The 16,589-nt window shown below is 64.6% G+C and carries 13 protein-coding genes; 9 read left to right on the forward strand and 4 right to left on the reverse strand.

Annotated features, from left to right (window positions below):
* Window positions 1-58 precede the first annotated feature (58 nt).
* Both IEV75_RS04655 and IEV75_RS04660 read left to right on the forward strand, forming a co-directional pair.
* The gene (locus tag IEV75_RS04655) at window positions 59-1,813 is read left to right on the forward strand and encodes an autotransporter assembly complex protein TamA (RefSeq protein ID WP_188451388.1); all 1,755 of its coding nucleotides are present in this window, start codon (window positions 59-61) and stop codon (window positions 1,811-1,813) included.
* Window positions 1,813-5,937 (forward strand): translocation/assembly module TamB domain-containing protein, encoded by a 4,125-nt coding sequence (locus IEV75_RS04660; RefSeq protein WP_188451389.1) that lies wholly within the window; start codon window positions 1,813-1,815, stop codon window positions 5,935-5,937. The genes IEV75_RS04655 and IEV75_RS04660 overlap by 1 nt, the downstream gene beginning before the upstream one ends.
* Window positions 5,938-5,960: 23 nt before the next feature.
* Here IEV75_RS04660 and IEV75_RS04665 read toward each other — a convergent pair whose 3' ends face one another.
* Window positions 5,961-7,106: a hypothetical protein gene (locus IEV75_RS04665; protein WP_233351747.1), complete on the reverse strand. Its 1,146-nt coding sequence runs from the start codon at window positions 7,104-7,106 to the stop codon at window positions 5,961-5,963.
* A 302-nt stretch (window positions 7,107-7,408) separates the two neighbouring features.
* Between IEV75_RS04665 and IEV75_RS04670 the strand changes: the two genes are divergently transcribed.
* The 5 genes from IEV75_RS04670 (at window position 7,409) to IEV75_RS04690 (ending at window position 13,348) form a co-directional block, all read left to right on the forward strand.
* The gene (locus tag IEV75_RS04670) at window positions 7,409-7,975 is read left to right on the forward strand and encodes a TetR/AcrR family transcriptional regulator (RefSeq protein WP_188451390.1); all 567 of its coding nucleotides are present in this window, start codon (window positions 7,409-7,411) and stop codon (window positions 7,973-7,975) included.
* On the forward strand, window positions 7,972-9,066 hold the full coding sequence (locus IEV75_RS04675) for an efflux RND transporter periplasmic adaptor subunit (RefSeq protein WP_188451391.1): 1,095 nt from the start codon (window positions 7,972-7,974) through the stop codon (window positions 9,064-9,066). Before IEV75_RS04670 ends, IEV75_RS04675 begins: the two co-directional genes overlap by 4 nt.
* Window positions 9,067-9,091: 25 nt before the next feature.
* On the forward strand, window positions 9,092-12,205 hold the full coding sequence (locus IEV75_RS04680) for an efflux RND transporter permease subunit (RefSeq protein ID WP_188451392.1): 3,114 nt from the start codon (window positions 9,092-9,094) through the stop codon (window positions 12,203-12,205).
* Between the two features lie 55 nt (window positions 12,206-12,260).
* The gene (locus tag IEV75_RS04685; protein ID WP_188451393.1) at window positions 12,261-13,067 is read left to right on the forward strand and encodes a hypothetical protein; all 807 of its coding nucleotides are present in this window, start codon (window positions 12,261-12,263) and stop codon (window positions 13,065-13,067) included.
* A gap of 74 nt (window positions 13,068-13,141) precedes the next feature.
* Window positions 13,142-13,348: a hypothetical protein gene (locus IEV75_RS04690; protein WP_188451394.1), complete on the forward strand. Its 207-nt coding sequence runs from the start codon at window positions 13,142-13,144 to the stop codon at window positions 13,346-13,348.
* A gap of 30 nt (window positions 13,349-13,378) precedes the next feature.
* On the opposite strand, the gene IEV75_RS04695 is transcribed toward IEV75_RS04690, so the two are convergent.
* From IEV75_RS04695 to IEV75_RS04705, 3 genes are all read right to left on the reverse strand, one after another.
* Window positions 13,379-14,242: a DUF1295 domain-containing protein gene (locus IEV75_RS04695; RefSeq protein WP_188451395.1), complete on the reverse strand. Its 864-nt coding sequence runs from the start codon at window positions 14,240-14,242 to the stop codon at window positions 13,379-13,381.
* 79 nt (window positions 14,243-14,321) lie between these two features.
* Window positions 14,322-14,735, reverse strand: a complete 414-nt coding sequence (locus IEV75_RS04700) for a DUF6691 family protein (RefSeq protein ID WP_188451396.1) — start codon at window positions 14,733-14,735, stop codon at window positions 14,322-14,324.
* A 10-nt stretch (window positions 14,736-14,745) separates the two neighbouring features.
* On the reverse strand, window positions 14,746-15,183 hold the full coding sequence (locus IEV75_RS04705) for a YeeE/YedE family protein (RefSeq protein ID WP_188451397.1): 438 nt from the start codon (window positions 15,181-15,183) through the stop codon (window positions 14,746-14,748).
* A gap of 145 nt (window positions 15,184-15,328) precedes the next feature.
* Between IEV75_RS04705 and IEV75_RS04710 the strand changes: the two genes are divergently transcribed.
* Together IEV75_RS04710 and IEV75_RS04715 are read left to right on the forward strand one after the other, a co-directional pair.
* Window positions 15,329-15,676, forward strand: a complete 348-nt coding sequence (locus IEV75_RS04710; RefSeq protein WP_233351748.1) for an ArsR/SmtB family transcription factor — start codon at window positions 15,329-15,331, stop codon at window positions 15,674-15,676.
* Window positions 15,673-16,542, forward strand: a complete 870-nt coding sequence (locus IEV75_RS04715) for an MBL fold metallo-hydrolase (protein WP_188451399.1) — start codon at window positions 15,673-15,675, stop codon at window positions 16,540-16,542. The genes IEV75_RS04710 and IEV75_RS04715 overlap by 4 nt, the downstream gene beginning before the upstream one ends.
* Window positions 16,543-16,589 lie beyond the last annotated feature (47 nt).

Here is a 16,589-nt window from a genome sequence, read left to right on the forward strand (position 1 = left end):
TGATGGCCAGTATTGGGGGGACGCGAAACGGAATGATGAGTTGAGAGCAGTCTTCCCCATGCGGCGGCACATTCTTCTTGCGGCAAGCGCGCTTGTACTGGCTGGCGCTTCGGCGTCGGCCGTGCCGCTGGCGCGCGTCGAAGGTGTGGACGACCCGGCGCTGAACGCGGCCATTGCCCGCATTGTCGGCGAAGCGCCATCCCATTCCGACAATCGCTGGCGCAACCGGGAGCGGGCCCGCGATGCCGGAGAGCAGATACGGCGTTATCTGGACTCGCAGGGCTATTTTGCCGCGCTCATTGACCCGCGGCTCGATGACGATCAGCGCCCCCTGGTACGGGTCCGTCCGGGCGAACGCTTCACCATCAGTACGCTCGACATTCTGTTCGAGACGCCCGCGAACAGTGCGCGCCCGGGCGAGGACATCCGGGCCGCAGCCGGTCTGCACACCGGCCAACCCATGCGTTCGCAGGACGTTATCGATGCGGAAGCGGCTGTCGTGGAGGCGCTGCGCAATAATGGCTGGCCGCTCGCCCGCGCAGGCGAGCATGTATTCACGGCCGATCATCTGGATGCATCGGTCAGCGTGGAGATGCGGTTCGACACCGGTCCGTTCCTGCGCTTCGGCCGTCCGCAGCTCGCCGGCGGCCTGGCCGATATTCGCGAGGATTATGTGGCCAGCCTTGCGCCCTTCAATGCCGGTGATCCGGTCAGTGCGCGCCAGCTCAATGTCTACACACAGCGCCTGCAGGCGCTCGACAGCGTGGCGCTGGCAGAAGCCCGGCTGGCACCGGAAGGGGAAGGCTCGGACAATATCCGCCCAGTCGATGTGCGTATGGAACCCACACCGCGTCACCGCATCCAGCTTTCGGCGCGCTATGCCACCACAGAAGGCGCCGGAGCCGGGGCCGAATGGGCCCGCCGGAATCTGTTCCGGCGCGACGAGACACTGACACTGACCGGGCGCGCGTCAGAGCTCAATACGGGCGGCGAGGCCGCCTTGCTCTTTCCGCACTGGCGCCGGTTTGCGCAGACACTGGAAATCGGCACCGGAGTGGCGCTGGAAAATACAGACGCCTTTGAACAGGATTCCATCAGCGCACGTGCCACACTGTCGCGGCCCGTCACCGATCAGCTGTTTGCATCGGCAGGCCTGTCGGCGCAGATCGCCCGGATCACGGATGCAGCCGGTCAGCGCACGCTGAACTCGGTAACCTTCCCGGTCAGTCTTGCCTATGATAACCGCGACGATGTTCTCGATCCGCAATCGGGTATCGGGGCCGAGCTGGAAATCCGGCCCGGCCTGACATTCGGCGATACCGAAAGCCGGTATGTGCGCGCCGTCCTGGGGGCGCGTACATACTTTCCGGTAAGCGAGCGCTTGCTGTTTGCCGTGCGCGGGCGGGTGGGTGCCCTGTTTGGCGTGGATGCGCAGTCTGTCCCTGCTGATCTGAGGTTTTATGCGGGCGGCGGCGGATCGGTGCGCGGCTATGGCTATCAGGCGCTGTCGCCCCGGGTTATCGGCATCAATACAGGCGAGCTTGAACCGTTTGGCGGGCGCTCGCTGGTGGAAACCAGCGTCGAGGCCCGCTGGCGCTATTCGCAGCGGCTTGGCTTTGTCGGCTTTGTCGATGGCGGCGTGGCCAGCAGCAGTATCGAGCCGGAATTTGACGATATGCGCTTCGGCGTCGGGGCCGGCGTCCGCTATTATCCGGGCTTTGGCCCGTTGCGCGTGGATATCGCGGCGCCGCTGAACCGCCGTCCGGGCGATGCCCCGGTGCATCTCTATATCAGTATCGGGCAGGCTTTCTGATGCCGGTAGTGTCGTCCTTACGCATACGGCTGATCGCCCTGATCCTGGCCTGGACGCTGGGCATTCTCACGCTGCTGGCCGTCGTCACGGCGGGCATTGCGGTCGTCACCCTGACCGGCCAGACAGGCCGCGACCTTGTTGTAAGGCTGGCAGAGGGACGGCAGGTGGCAGGCTATGGCCGGCTGACCATTTCCGGTCTTGAGGGCAATCTGTTTGACCGGCTGACGGCCCGGCGCATCACCCTGTCGGATGAGGAGGGGGTCTGGCTGGAGCTGGAAGAAGCGGTGTTTGAGTGGACACCGGCCGCGCTTCTCGCGAACACGCTCGACATTGGCGAGCTGTCGGTGCAGCGGGCCAGCGTGCTGCGCCGGCCCGTTCGCGAGGAACAGGCGCCCGGCGGGGGCGGTTTGCCAGACCTCGCCGTGAATCTGGAGCGTTTCGAGATAAATGCGCTGTCGCTGGCGGAAGGTGTGGCGGGCGGCGCCGCCACTATTTCGGTTCTCGGCCGTGCAGCCGGGCAGGGAGCGCAGTGGAACGCGCAGCTGGACGCTGACCGGATTGATGCGCCCGGCGACCGGGTGTCTGTGTCGCTCGTCACTGACAGCGACATAACGCTGCGCGCGGATATTGATGCTGCGCCGGGCGGACCGCTGGCGAACCTGCTGCAAGCGGCGGAGCAAGGTGCGACGGCGCGTCTGAACGTGGACGGCACACCGCAGGCAGGCGGCGGCGATATGGTATTGTTCATCGGCGATACCCGCGCCGGCACCAGCACGCTGGAATGGGCCGGGGGCACGCTGACAACAACCGGCGAGGTGAGCGCGCGCGCCTGGGAGAATTTCGCACAGATCGACACATTGGTGGGCGGTGGCATGGAGTTCGCCATCGTGATCCCGCTCGGCGAGGCTGGCATTACCGCGCCGCAGCTTGACGCGGTATCCGGCGAAATCCGCGCGCCCCGCCTGTCACTGACCGCCGCGCGCCAGGCCGAGGGGATTGCCATTCAGGTGCGCGAGGCGGCGGGCCTGGTCAACGCGCTGCTGCCGGAGACCGTGCAGCTTGCCTCGCTCGCGGCGGAAGGGCTTCTCACACCGGCCAGCGGGGACAGCCCGCTTGTATTTGAAGGCAGGATTGGCGCGGAAAGGATAAGCCTGCCCTTCGGGTCCATCGAACGGGCAACAGGGCCGGTACGCGCCGAAGGCCCGCTTGGCATGATCCGCGTGGTGTCATCGCTTCAGACCGCAGGCAGCACCATGGAGCTGGAGGTCGTCCAGACGCTGGCCGGGCCGCAACCCGTTCTTCAGTCCGAGCTGGTCTGGAACAATGAGCAGCGCCAGCTGGAGATCGTCTCCGCGCAGCTGAGCGGCGCTGGCAACCTCGCCGTGTCGGGCCGCGGCAGGGTGGATACGCGCGCTGAACGCATCGCCCTTTCCCTGCGCTATGAGGGTCTCGCTATTGAGCGCCTGACAGAGCAATTATCGGGACGGGCATCGGGCACAGCCGAGTTATCGCTTGGATTTGACGGAACGGGCCGGTTCGCCGCCAGCGGCAGGGCTCAGGGTCTGGGGCGCGAACTGGGCAACCGCATAGGCGGGGAAGCCCGCTTCAACGCCCGCGGAGAACGGCGCGCAGACGGCGCCCTGGCTCTGGAGATGGTCGAGATTGAAGCCCCCAACCTGGTGGCCGAGGCGCAAGGCAATAGCGACGCGCAAGGCTGGGACATCGCCGGGCAAGCTGCCTGGTCGGGTGGTGCGCCGCTGGCGGCCATGGTGCTGGAGGGAACGGCTAGCCTCGCCTTTGAAGCGCGGAATCGCGACGAAACGCTGCGCATCCGCGCGGACATGACGGCGCCGCGCGCCGGGGCCGGTCCGGTGGTCGTCGAGGATGCACGGCTGCGCCTGGAAGGCGAGGGGCCGCCAGACGCATTCGACGGCGCCTGGCGGCTAACCGGCGCTACGGGCACCGGCCCGGTCGATATTGGCGGGCGGGCCTCCCGGGACGGTGAAAGGGCGGACCTCACCGGGATTGAAGGCCGGTTTGGCGGGTTCAATTTCACCGGGGGGCTGCAGGCCGAAGGCAGCCGGGTCGGCGGCGCGCTGCGTGCTGTACCGGTCAACGGTTTCGGCTCGGCTGAAATCGGCTTCCGGCTGGCAGACGGCAATGTCACGGCACGTATCCGGGCCGAGGACATGGTGGGTGAGGACCTGACCTATCTCGACCGGCTGGCGTTTGATGCTGCAGGCCCGGTGGACGATATTGCCTTCACCCTGGAAGCCGAAGGGGCGTACGGCGCGCGCGCCCTTGTGTCGATGGACGGGCACTTACGCTCCGCGGATGCCGCAACTGCGCTCGGATTTTCGCTTATCGGCCGCTATGGCGGCGTGCGCATAGCCACGCGCGAGCCTGCCGATATCCGCTTCGGACCTGACGGCATGCTGGCGCGTCTTTCGCTGGGGCTGAACCGGGGCACGCTGGAGGCGCAGCTGGACGCCAATGATGGCGGGATGGAGATCAGGCTCGATGCCGCTGGTATTCCGGCCATGCTGGCAAGCTATCCTTCCGGCCGCGAGCCGGTCAGCGGCTCCTTGTCCGGCGAGGCGAACCTGTCCCGGACCGCAGGAGCCTGGACGGGTAATGTGCGGCTGGAGGCCGAAAATATCTCGCCACCGGAAAGCCAGCTGCCCGAAGGCGGCGAGATCGCCATAACCGGCACGCTCGCCATGATGCTGGACGAGACCGGAGCGCAGCTGGAAGCGCGGGCGCGCGGGTCCGATCTTCAGGCCACAGCCAGCGTGCAATTGCTCTCCGGCCCTGTTACCGGCGCGGACAGCCTTATGTCACCTGAAACCGGGCTGCGAGGGCGCGCCGACATTACCGGCGAGATCGGTACACTGGCGGCCTTCCGGCTTGCCGAAGGGCAGAGCCTGTCAGGCACGGGCCGTCTCGAGGCGCTGCTGGGCGGCAGTGTCGGCTCTCCCGATCTTGATGGCAGGCTGGATCTTGAAAACGGGCGCTTTGATGATCCGGCTATCGGCATTTCGGTACGCGAGCTGCGCCTGGATGCGCGGTTTGCCGAGGACGGGCTGGAAATTGATTCCCTGCGGGCGCAGAGCGCTGATGGCGGGGAGCTGACAGGCGATGGCAGTTTCAGCCTGGCCGGAGCGCGGCTGGAAGGCCGCGCGGCGCTGCGTTTCAGCGATTTTCTCATTATCGAGCGTCCCGACCTGACCGTTGTCGGCGGGGGGAATGTCACCTTTACCGTCAGCGAAAACCGTATCGAGATAGGGGGCGAGACACGGGTATCGCGCGCAGAAGTGCGCCCGCCGGAGGCGAGCCGCCCCTCCATAGCGCTGGTGGAGGTTACCCACATCAATGCCGCCGGGGCGCGCAGTGACATGGCGCCCATCCGGCAAGGACCGCAGGTCGTTCTGGACTACCGCATCCGCGCGCCGGGCCGCATTTTTGTCCGCGGTCCCCAGTTTGATTCCGAGTGGTCGATGGATGTCACGGCCCGTGGCCCGGCCAACGCCGTGCAGCTGAGAGGACGCGCCACATTGTTGCGCGGACGCGCCGATCTGCTGGGCCGTCCGTTCGAGATGCGCTCCGGCTCGGTGGTGTTTTCCGGCGATCCGATGGATGCCGCCATCAATCTCGTCGCCGCCCGGCAGGCCCGTGAAATCACCGCTGAAATCCGCGTGGGCGGCATCGTCAGCGCACCAGAGATCACCCTCGCCTCCACTCCCAGCCTGCCCCAGGACGAGATCGCGTCACGGCTCCTGTTTGATCAGGGCGCCGGGCAGCTGACGGGTGTCCAGGCGGCCCAGCTCGCTGGCGCCGTGGCCAGCATGTCATCAGGCGGCGGGTTTGACCCGTTCGGAGCGCTGCGCAGCGGGCTGGGCCTCGACCAGCTCTCGGTAAGCTCCAGCCGGACAGGCGAAACGGTTGTCGCGGGCGGACGCTACCTGACCGAGGATGTCTATCTCGAGGTTGAAACAGGCGGCGGCTCCGCCTCGGCCACCACCCGCATCGAATGGGCGTTGACCCAGAATCTCACCCTGCTCTCCCGTATCGCGCCGGACGGCGACACCGGCGTCGCCCTGACATGGCGCCGCGAATACGACTGATGACCGGGACCGGCCCCGTCCGGTCAGGGCGCGCCGTGCGCATACGCTGATGCGCCGGACCCGCCGGCAGGGATGGCGGGGGCGCCGGCGTGGCGGGTTTGGGTTTCAGCCGAGCCGAAAATCTGCTGGCGGATATCGGGCATTGAACCGGTCGCCATGAAGGGCAGGGCCAGCGCCATTGCCACCGAAACGGCAAGTCCGATACCGGCGCGGCCTATGTCGCTCGCCACGTCAAACATGGCCTCGCCCTTGGAGCGCAGGGAAGCCACATAGGTTATCGCGATCTCGCGGCCGGCCAGGAGGCCGAGGAAGACCCAGGTCGTGCTCATCGGCACGTCGTTGAGTTCCTTGAAGTAAAGCAGGATGAAGGCGTAAATCAGATCGACAAAGGTGGCCGAGCGCGGATCGACGGTATTCGTCTTTGTAAGGACGATTTTTTGTATCTCGCCGCCGCGCGTCGCGAAAATGATGCCGTGCAGGGCGACCATCAGCAAGGTGGCAAAGACAACAAGGCCGAGCGAGAAGGTGACCTGGACCGAGCCATCGGCAGCCACCACGGTCTCGCGCGGCAGGAAGATGAAGATGTTGGCCAGGTCCTGCATTAGCCACTGCGACCACAGGAAGGCGGTGGAGCACCATTGGGCGATGAACCAGACCGGCGAGATCGGCCGGCCGCGCGTTCGCGCCACCCAGCGCTCGAAGAAGCGCGCGATGACCAGAAAGACGGCGGCGCCAGCGGCGAACGCCACCAGATAGCCGGCAAAGCTTTTCAGCAACATGGAGCCCAGCACGCCTTCGGTGGAGGCGCCGCCGGTGAGCGTGAAAATTGTCAGCACAAGGAACGTTGTCGAAACCGGTATGCCGAACCGCGTCAAGACGAGCAGGACCAGAGGCGGCAGGACGTGCCACCATTGAATGCCCAGCTCCGGATAAGGGATACGGTTCAGGCGGCCGAACGCGATGTCACCATCATAGGCGAGCCAGCCGTAAATCATCACGGCCACGATGATGGATGACGCGAACGCCCAGAGCAGCAGCCAGGGGCGCTTCGCGTTTGACGAGAGGAATGTCCCCAGCGTCTGGATGACGTCGTTCGCCACAATCGCATACGACGCAAACAGGAATCCCACGAGCGCCAGAAGCGGCACGCCCAGAATGACCATATCCATGCAACAGAGCCTTTACGGGACCAAACGTGCTCGGCGCCGCCCATATCCCAGTTCGTTTGTCAGTGCAAAGAAAAGGGCCCTTCTGGTCCGTTTTCGCGCTGAATCTTCATGAAAGCGTCACGAAGCACGGACGGTAAAAAAAACTTCGCCAACCCCCATTGCACAAGCCTGCCCCGCACGCTAAATAGGCAAAACCGTCCAGACGGTATAGATGCGCTGCACAATAAGCTCCCCCGGCCTCGTTGCAATGCAGCATGCCGTCTGGACGGGCCGAATCCACTGCCTTCAGCCGAGACAAGCCTGTGGCCAACGCCCCGACCAAAGAACCCAGAAGCTCTGCCCGCGACGTCATCCTGGACGCCGCCGAGCGCGTTGTGGAACGCGACGGCGCCGGCCGGCTGACCATTGACGCCGTGGTCCGCGAGAGCGGGTTTTCCAAAGGCGGGGTGCTCTATAATTTTCCCTCCAAGCTGGACCTCATCAAGGGCATGGTGGCGCGCATCGTCGATGCCGTGCACTGCGATGTGGAGCTGGCACGCAAGGAGGCCCGCGAGCAGGGCCACTCGGAGCTGTCCGCGCTTATCCGCACCGCCTGCGAGAAAGAGCCCCATAGCCAGAAATTCATGATGGGGCTGCTGGCGGCCGCTGCCGAGCATCCCGAATTGCTGGACCCGGTCCGCGGCCTGATGACCCAGATGCGCGACGACCTTCTGGCCAATGCGTCTGATCCCGATCTTGCCCGGATCGTCTTTCTGGCGGTGGACGGGCTGCACTTTGCCGACCTGCTCGGCATGGACTTTCTTTCCCCTGATGAACGGGCCCGCGTAGAGGCCCGGCTGGTCGATCTCATTTCGGAGCCCAAGTCATGAAGACGCGCTACCTCCTCCCCACTGCCACCGTGCTGGCCGCCGCCCTTCTGGCGGCCTGCTCCGATGTTGGCGCCACCCCTGAAGAAACGCTGCGCACCGCACGCATCGAGACTGTTGCGGCCCCGACAGGCCTTGCCCGGCGCGAGTTCGTCGGACGGGTCGAGGCGCGATACAGCGTGGATCTGGCCTTTCAGGTTTCCGGGCGGCTGGCCGAATTTGCCATTCCGGAGGGCCAGATGGTCGAGGAAGGCACACTGATCGCGCGCCTGGAAGACCAGGACTATGAGCGCGCCCTGCGCGAGGCCCGGGTCCAGCTGCAGCAGGCCCGCACCAATCTGGAACGTCAGCAGACCCTGCATGAGCGGGGCATTGCGTCGGATGCCGCACTGGAAGATGCACGCACCGCCTTCGAGTTGCGTTCTGTGGCGCTCGACACGATGCGCCAGAACCTGTCTTACGCCACTATCGAGGCGCCGTTCACCGGCCTTCTCAGCCGCAGGCTGGTTGACAACTTCACCACGCTGAGTGCCGGCCAGCCTGTAGCCCGGCTGCAGGATCTGTCCGAACTACGCGTGGCGATTGCCGTGCCCGAAAGCCTGATCGCAACGCTGGAGCGGCCGGACAGTTATACGATATCGGCGCGGTTTCCCTTCATGGCGGAGCGCGAGTTTCCACTCCAGTTCCGTGAGCTGATCGCGGAAGCGGACGCGGCGTCGCAGACCTACAAGGTGATGTTCGCCCTGCCCGATAGCCTTCCCGGCAATATTCTGCCGGGCATGACGGTGAATGTGCGTGTGCAGCTCGACCAGGAAAGCCTGCCAGGCGGTGATGCGGTGCGCATCCCGGTAACGGCGCTGGCGGCCCTGCCCGAGGGCGGGTTTCAGGTCTGGGTGTTCGACCCCGATACCAGCGCGGTCACCGCGCGGCCGGTGCGCACAAGCCGTGTGGAAGGCAATAGCGTACTGGTGCTGGATGGCGTGCAGGCGGGCGAGCAGATCGTCACTGCCGGTGTCAACGCCCTTCGCGAGGGCATGCGCGTGAGGCCCATGAGCTCGTCAGGCGCTATGGCGGCCAACGGCGCCGCACGCTAATCTTCAGACCGGCAGGACAACGACCATGACGGACACTTCCCAGCAGGCGCCGGGCGAACCTGCGCGCACCGATGACGCGTTCAATCTGGCACGGATCTCCATCGAGAAGCCGGTAATCAGCTGGCTGATCATTCTGGCCTGCCTGCTAGGGGGTATCTGGGGATTCAACACGGTCGGCCAGCTTGAAGACCCGGACTTCACCATCAAGGAAGCGATCATCTTCACCGCCTATCCGGGTGCAACCGCAGAGGAGGTGGAAGCCGAGGTAACCGAACTTCTGGAAGCGGCCATCCAGCAGATGGGCCAGCTGCGCATGGTCACATCGAAATCCATGCCCGGCATGTCGGAAATTCAGGTCTCGATCCGCGATGACATTCTCGGCCATCAACTGCCCCAGGTGTGGGATGAGTTGCGCAACCGCGTCGGAGACGCCGCAGCCGGCCTGCCGCCGGGCGCCGCCCAGCCGCAGGTTGTCGATGATTTCGCCGATGTTTACGGCATTCTCTATGCGGTAACCGCGCCTGGCTATTCGGACCGGGAGTGGCGCGACATGGCGCGCAATCTGCGCCGCGAACTGCTAGTCGTCCGCGGTGTGTCGCGGGTGGAAGTGGCAGGGCTGCCCGATGAGCGGATCTATATCGAGATCGCACAGGAACAGCTCGCCCGGCTGGGCCTGCCCTTTGACGCCGTCCTGCAGGCGGTGAGCAATGAAAATGCCGTGGTACAGGCGGGCGAAACGCCCGCCGGTGACCGCCTGTTGCGCGTTACCGTTCCCCAGCGCGTGGACGGTGTGGAAGCGCTGGAGAACATTCTCATCAATCCGCGTGCTTCTGCTGGCGATTTACGCCTGTCCGATATCGCGGCCGTCTCGCGCGCGCCGCTCGAGCGCGAGGACTTCTACGCCTATCACAATGGCGAGCGCGTGTTCACGCTGGGCATAGCCGCCCTGCCCGATGCCAATATTGTCGATGTCGGCCAGCGGGTCGAAGAACGCCTGCGTCAGCTGGAGGCCGACCTGCCCGTGGGCGTGGAGCTGAGCCCGATCTACGAGCAGCACGTGGTCGTCGACCAGGCGATTGGCGGCTTCCTCATCAACCTCGCCATGTCGCTGGGCATCGTCATTGTGATGCTGTGCGTGTTCATGGGCTGGCGGGCCGGCGTGACCGTGGGCGCCACCCTGCTCCTCACCGTGCTGGGCACTCTGTTCTTCATGTCGGTTTTTGACATCACCATGCAGCGCATCTCGCTCGGCGCGCTGATCATCGCCATGGGCATGCTGGTCGACAATGCGATTGTCGTCACCGAGAGCATGCAGATCGATGTGCAGCGCGGCGTACGCCGCCAGATCGCCGCCGAGCGCGCGGTGAAAACCACTCAGATGCCTTTGCTGGGCGCGACGATCATCGGCATCATGGCCTTTTCGGGCATGGGTCTGTCGCAGGATTCCACCGGCGAGTTCATGTTCTCCATGTTTGCCGTCATCGGCATATCGCTGGGCCTGTCCTGGCTGCTGGCCATCACCGTTTCGCCGATGATCGCCTATGCCCTGTTCAAGTCCGAGCGCGGCTCCAAACCCAACCCCTATGGCGGGCGCACCTATTCGGCCTACCGGGCCATTCTCACCGGAGCGCTGCGCCGGCGCTGGCTGACCCTGATGGCACTGATAATGATCACGCTCGTCAGCTTCTGGGGTTTTGGCTTTGTTCGGGCCGCCTTCTTCCCTGATTCCGATACGCCGCTCTTTTACGTCAATATCGAGCTGCCACAGGGGACGGATATTCTGGCAACAGACCGGGCGGTGCGCGATGCGGCAGGCTTTGCGCTGGTGCAGGCGGAAACCGAGGCCGTGACCACGTTTGTGGGACGCGGGGGCACACGCTTCATGCTGACCTATTCGTCCGAACAGCCCAATACCGCCTACGGACAGCTGGTAGTACGCGCGCACTCCACCGATGTCATTCCGGCCCTGTCAGAGCGCATTGTCGGCCATATCCGCGAGACACTGCCCGAGGCCGACGTGCGTGGTGAACGCATCGTCTTTGGCCCGCCTGCGGGTGCCAGGCTGGAAGCGCGCTTTTCCGGACCCGACGCGGACGTTCTGCGCGCGCTGGGCGAGGAGGCGGTCGAACGCCTTCGCGAAACCGGCACCCTTGCCGATGTGCGTCATAGCTGGCGCAACCGGGAGCTGATGCTGGAGCCGGTCATCTCTGCCGACCGGGCGCGGGCCACCGGAGTGACGCGCGAGGATATCGGCGAAGCCCTGCACTTTGCCACCGAAGGCACGCGCGTCGGCCTCTATCGCGAGGGCGATCTGCTGATACCGATCATCGCCCGCGCGCCGCTGGCCGAGCGCGAAAATCCGTCGGCACTGGAAGACCGGCTGATCTGGAGCCCGTCGCAGAACACCTATGTGCCGATCACACAGGCGGTTGAGCGCTTCGAGCTGGTCGCGCGCGACACGCTGATCCGCCGGCGTGACCGCGTGCGCACCCTGACGGTGCAGGCCAATCCGCCCGAAGGCGAGACCGCGGCGTCGGCATTCGGACGCTTCTCCGGCGTGATCAACTCCATCGATCTGCCGCGCGGCTATTCGGTGGAATGGGGCGGGGAGATCGAGGCCAACGAGGAGGCGAACGAGTCACTGGGCCAGGTGCTGCCCCTGAGCCTGATCGTGATGCTGGTCGTCAGTTTCCTGCTGTTCCAGAAGGTCCGCCAGCCACTGATCATCTGGGCGATCGTGCCGATGAGCATTTGCGGGGTGACGGCAGGCCTGCTGATTACCAATATCGCCTTCTCCTTCACCGCGCTTCTGGGTTTCCTCTCGCTCTCGGGCATGCTGATCAAGAACGCCATCGTGCTGGTGGACGAGCTCGACCAGCGCATTGCCAACGGTGACGAGGCCTTCGATGCCGTGCGCGAAGGCTCTGTCAGCCGTCTGCGCCCGGTATTCCTGGCGTCGGCCACCACCATCCTCGGCATGATGCCGCTGATCGCTGATGCCTTCTTCCAGGGCATGGCCGTCACGATCATTGGCGGGCTGGCGTTTGCGACGGTTCTCACACTGGTGGCAGCGCCCGTACTGTACGCGCTGTTTTTCGGTATCCGCGCGCCTCAGCCTGCGTCTTCGCCGAAAGGTTAACGTGTCATAAACGCAATCAGCGCGAGATGGCGGTGAAGCCGGAAGGATTCCCGCCATGCTGATTACCAGCCGCGACCGCCTCGAGCCCCGTTCCGGGGAGCACACCTATACCTTGCGGTTTACCCTGCCGGCCAATCGCGATCCGCTGCAGGATGACGCCCTGGCCGAGCACATAGACAGCTTCGTGCGCCTCTACCTGACCCGGTTTGATGCCCGTTCAACGCGCGCCGCCAGAACCGGACCTTTGCGCTGGATGCTGGTTTCGGGCTCGCAGAAAATGGCCGAGATGGAAAAGGTCCGGGCCGAGCTGGAAGTGACCCTGTTCGGTTCGGGGGATTCCGGCACGCGCGGGCAGGCCATACTGGTAGAGACTCCGGCCGAAAACGAGGATGAAGCCTATATTCCCGCAATGCCCGAGGGCTCTGCGGCCGCGGATCGGCCAGCGCAAGCCGGAACAGTGCCGTGCCCGGCGGACGGCCCTGACGCCTTGCGTGAGGAGCTGGCCGCCTTCCGCGCCGATATGCGCGAAATTGCCGCCAGCTTTCACGGCGCGGATATGGGCGGGACGCTCGATACCTTCCGCGCCGGTCTCGACGCCCTCGCGCAGCGCATGGAAGCGGGCATTTCCGAAGCGGCAGGCCGGGTAGAGGGCGCTGCCGAACGGATCGACATGGCCACGGCCAGACTGCCCGATGCAGACCGTCTCGAACTCGCCCTGACGCGCAATGATGCCTCTGCAGCCCTGATCACCAATGGCCTTCAGGAAAGCCTGAAACTGCTGCTCAAGGCGGTGGAAGGGCTGGAGCGCCAGAATGCAGGCGGGCCAAAGCTGCTCGACCGGCTAGGCCGTGAGGCCGCCTGATCCTCATTTTTTGCTTCAACATTACGGCGAAGTAATGTTAGCCTCTCCGGTGAATGGGGTCTGGGGAGGCAACCATGCGGTTCGTGTTCGGGATTGCAGCAGCGGTCATCATCTGCGCCGGCTGGGCTATCTGTCCGGCTTCATTGCGTGAAGAGGTGACCCGGTCGGTCACACCCGATGCCGAGACAGTCGAGGAAATGCGCGCGGGCGCCGAGGTGATCCTCGCGGCACTGGCCGTCCAGGCGCCCGATCTGGACGAAGACGAGCGCGCCGGGCATTAGGGCCGGCAAGACAGCGCGATATCTGCCTTTCTACACCGCGCTGTCGTACTCGGTTGTATCATCCTCTTCATCGATCGGATCGGTGCGCTCTTCAGGGCGGGCCTTCGGTGGCCAGGGAAACACGGCGCTGGTGCGGGCGGCATAGTCCGCATAGCCCGGACGCGAGGTTTTCATCCCCTTTTCCAGCAAGGGCACGCCTGACCAGCGCAGCAGGGTGAAGGTCAGGAAGGCCGGGCCGATGAAGGACCAGAAGCCAAGAGCCGTTTCCGCCGCAATCAGCCAGATACCCCACCAGGCGCACATCTCGCCAAAATAGTTGGGATGGCGCGACCAGGACCACAGGCCCTGATCCATGACCTTGCCCTTGTTGGCCGGGTTCTCCCTGAAAACCGAAAGCTGCCAGTCGGCAATGGCTTCATAAGCGATGCCGAACACCGCCAGCGCAAAGCCGAACAGGGCCAGGATGCCAAAGCCGGCCGGTACCGCACTGACCTGGCCGAGCTGGACCGGCAGGCAGACAATGAAGAGCAGTATGGCCTGCGGGCCAAAAACGGCGATGCCCGTCGCCTTGTCATAATCCCAGCCGCGCTTGTCCTGCAGCCGGCCGACCAGCGCCTGGTAGCGCTTGTCCGGCCCTTCCCGGCCCCAGCGGTGGAAGAGATGCAGGCCAAGGCGCATGCCCCACGCGATAGTGAGGCCCGCCAGGACCAGCTTGCGCTCCAGCCAGCCATCTCCCGCCATGATGAAGGTCGTCAGGGCAAGGATGACCATGCCGAAGGCCCAGAACGCATCGACAAAGCTCGGATCCTTGATCTTGCGGCTCCACAGCCATAGCCCGGCGAAAAGCGCGGCGATGATCAGAAAATTGATGATCAGGATCAGGGCAAGCGGCATGGCAATCCTCTCAGGACACAGCTGGCTTTGATTACAAAGCTAGCGTACGCCGCCAGGAAGAGCGAGGGGGCGCTTACGTTTAATCGCGTACCAGCCAGCGCCAGCCCGCCATTCCCGCCAGCATGGCGGCTACAAATACCAGAGCGGGCATAGCGCCCGTACCAAGGGCTGTCAGTGCCGGGCCGGGGCAGAAGCCCACCAGCCCCCAGCCGACGCCGAACATGGCAGCCCCGCCCATCAGGCGCGCATCCAGTTTCGTGGCAGTTGGCACATTGAAGCGCTCGGCAAAGAGCGGAGCCGGACGCTTCAGGACAAGGCGGTAGCCAATGAAGACAGTTCCGGCAGCGCCCGCCATCACGAAGGCAAGGCTGGGATCCCATTGCCCGGCAATATCAAGAAAGTTCAGCACCTTGGCCGGGTTGACCATGCCGGACACTATGAGCCCAAGGCCAAAGACCAGGCCGGCTGCAAGAGCGGAGAGAACAACTTTCATGGCGCGCGTCCTATACAAGGTGGCGGGTGACAAAAACGGTGAGAAGGGCTGCGGCCATGAAGACACCGGTCGCCGCCGCAGAACGCAGGGACAGCCTGGCGAGGCCGCACACGCCATGTCCGGACGTGCAGCCCGAACCGATCTGGGTACCAGCACCGACAATCAGCCCGGCCACGGCAAGTAGCGGCCAGCTGTCCGTGACACTGACCTCGGGCATGGCGCCGGTAACGGCGAGCCAGATGAGGGGCGCCATGATGAGGCCTGCCGCAAAGGCGAGCCGCCAGTAGCGGTCGAGACCCGTAAATGGTGCCGGGCCGAGAAGTCCGCCGACTATGCCGGCAATACCGGCGATACGGCCATTGAACGCCATCAGCATCACCGCTGACAGCCCGATCAGAACCCCGCCCGCGAGCGCGGAAAGCGGAGTGAATGCGGTGGGTGTATCCATTTGCGTTTCTGTCCTGTCATGCGGGCGGGGATAAAGGTCACTGCCTCATACTTGTCATTTATCAAAAATGATATATATGTGTTGCGAGCGCAAGCCCCGGCGTGAAATTTCCTTTCCCCGGGGCGTAATGAGAATGGAGCTGGCCATGCAGGCAGGTCTTGATCTTGAGATGGTGCGCGCCCGCGCCGAGGAGGTGTCCGGGCTGCTAAAGCTGCTATCCCACCCGAACCGGCTGCTGGTCGTGTGTGAACTGGCGGACGGCGAACTGCCCGTATCGGCGATCGAGGCCCGCACAGGCGTCGCCCAGCCCAATCTCTCGCGTGATCTCGCCCGGCTGCGCACCGAGGGCATTGTCTCCACGCGCCGCCAGTCGAAACAGATATTCTATTCCCTGACCGATCCGCGCATTATCGCCGTGATGCGGGCGCTGTGTGACGCGTTCGCCCCGGCACCCGGCGCGGCAAATGATTCAAGCAAGGAGTATGTGTCATGACCGGCACGCCCGCCGTCAAAGCCTTTTTCGACGAGCCGACCAATACGGTGAGCTATGTCGTCTCCGATCCGGCCACGAAGAAGGCCGCCATCGTGGACTCTGTGCTCGACTATGACCCGAAATCCGGGCGCACCTCGCGCGCAAGCGCCGATGCCATCATCGCCCATGTCGAGGAACAGGGCCTTGAGGTGCAGTGGCTGCTGGAGACCCATGTCCATGCCGACCACCTCTCGGCGGCGCCGTATCTGAAAGAGAAGGTGGGCGGCACGCTGGCCATCGGATCCTTCATCCGCACCGTGCAGGACGTGTTCGGCAAGGTGTTCAATGCCGGCACCGAGTTCCGGCGCGACGGCTCCCAGTTTGACCGGCTGGTGGAGGATGGCGACACGTTCAAGCTGGGCGGCATCGATGTGCGCGCCATTCATACGCCCGGCCACACGCCGGCCTGCATGACCTATGTCATCGGAGATGCGGCCTTTGTCGGCGACACGCTGTTCATGCCCGACTACGGCACGGCGCGCTGCGACTTTCCGGGCGGGGATGCAGCGGCGCTCTACCGCTCCATCCAGAAGATTTACGCCCTGCCGGAAGATACGCGCATGTTTCTGTGCCATGACTACAAGGCGCCGGGCCGTGACACGTTCGAGTGGGAAACCACGGTCGGCGAGCAGAAGCGCGCCAACATCCATGTCCATGAAGGCGTGTCGGAAGACGCCTTCGTCAAAATGCGCACTGCGCGCGATGCAACGCTTGCCATGCCGACGCTGATCCTGCCCAGCGTGCAGGTGAACATGCGCGCAGGCCACATGCCGCCAGCCGACGATAACGGCACCGTCTATCTGAAAATCCCGGTGGATGCGCTTTAGGAGTAACCCTGTCATCCTCCGGCCACTTCCCTTGTCATCCCGCGCTT

This window comes from Glycocaulis albus (genome assembly GCF_014639075.1).
GTDB lineage: Bacteria > Pseudomonadota > Alphaproteobacteria > Caulobacterales > Maricaulaceae > Glycocaulis > Glycocaulis albus.

Excerpts from the sequence above, each read along its gene's own strand:
- IEV75_RS04665 (WP_233351747.1), bottom strand. The coding sequence starts at position 7,106 with ATGGATATGGTCATTCTGGGCGTGCCGCTTCTGGCGCTCGTGGGATTC.
- IEV75_RS04705 (WP_188451397.1), bottom strand. The coding sequence starts at position 15,183 with ATGGATACACCCACCGCATTCACTCCGCTTTCCGCGCTCGCGGGCGGG.
- IEV75_RS04675 (WP_188451391.1), top strand. The coding sequence starts at position 7,972 with ATGAAGACGCGCTACCTCCTCCCCACTGCCACCGTGCTGGCCGCCGCC.
- IEV75_RS04710 (WP_233351748.1), top strand. The coding sequence starts at position 15,329 with ATGCAGGCAGGTCTTGATCTTGAGATGGTGCGCGCCCGCGCCGAGGAG.
- IEV75_RS04655 (WP_188451388.1), top strand. The coding sequence starts at position 59 with ATGCGGCGGCACATTCTTCTTGCGGCAAGCGCGCTTGTACTGGCTGGC.
- IEV75_RS04680 (WP_188451392.1), top strand. The coding sequence starts at position 9,092 with ATGACGGACACTTCCCAGCAGGCGCCGGGCGAACCTGCGCGCACCGAT.
- IEV75_RS04660 (WP_188451389.1), top strand. The coding sequence starts at position 1,813 with ATGCCGGTAGTGTCGTCCTTACGCATACGGCTGATCGCCCTGATCCTG.
- IEV75_RS04715 (WP_188451399.1), top strand. The coding sequence starts at position 15,673 with ATGACCGGCACGCCCGCCGTCAAAGCCTTTTTCGACGAGCCGACCAAT.
- IEV75_RS04685 (WP_188451393.1), top strand. The coding sequence starts at position 12,261 with ATGCTGATTACCAGCCGCGACCGCCTCGAGCCCCGTTCCGGGGAGCAC.
- IEV75_RS04695 (WP_188451395.1), bottom strand. The coding sequence starts at position 14,242 with ATGCCGCTTGCCCTGATCCTGATCATCAATTTTCTGATCATCGCCGCG.
- IEV75_RS04700 (WP_188451396.1), bottom strand. The coding sequence starts at position 14,735 with ATGAAAGTTGTTCTCTCCGCTCTTGCAGCCGGCCTGGTCTTTGGCCTT.
- IEV75_RS04690 (WP_188451394.1), top strand. The coding sequence starts at position 13,142 with ATGCGGTTCGTGTTCGGGATTGCAGCAGCGGTCATCATCTGCGCCGGC.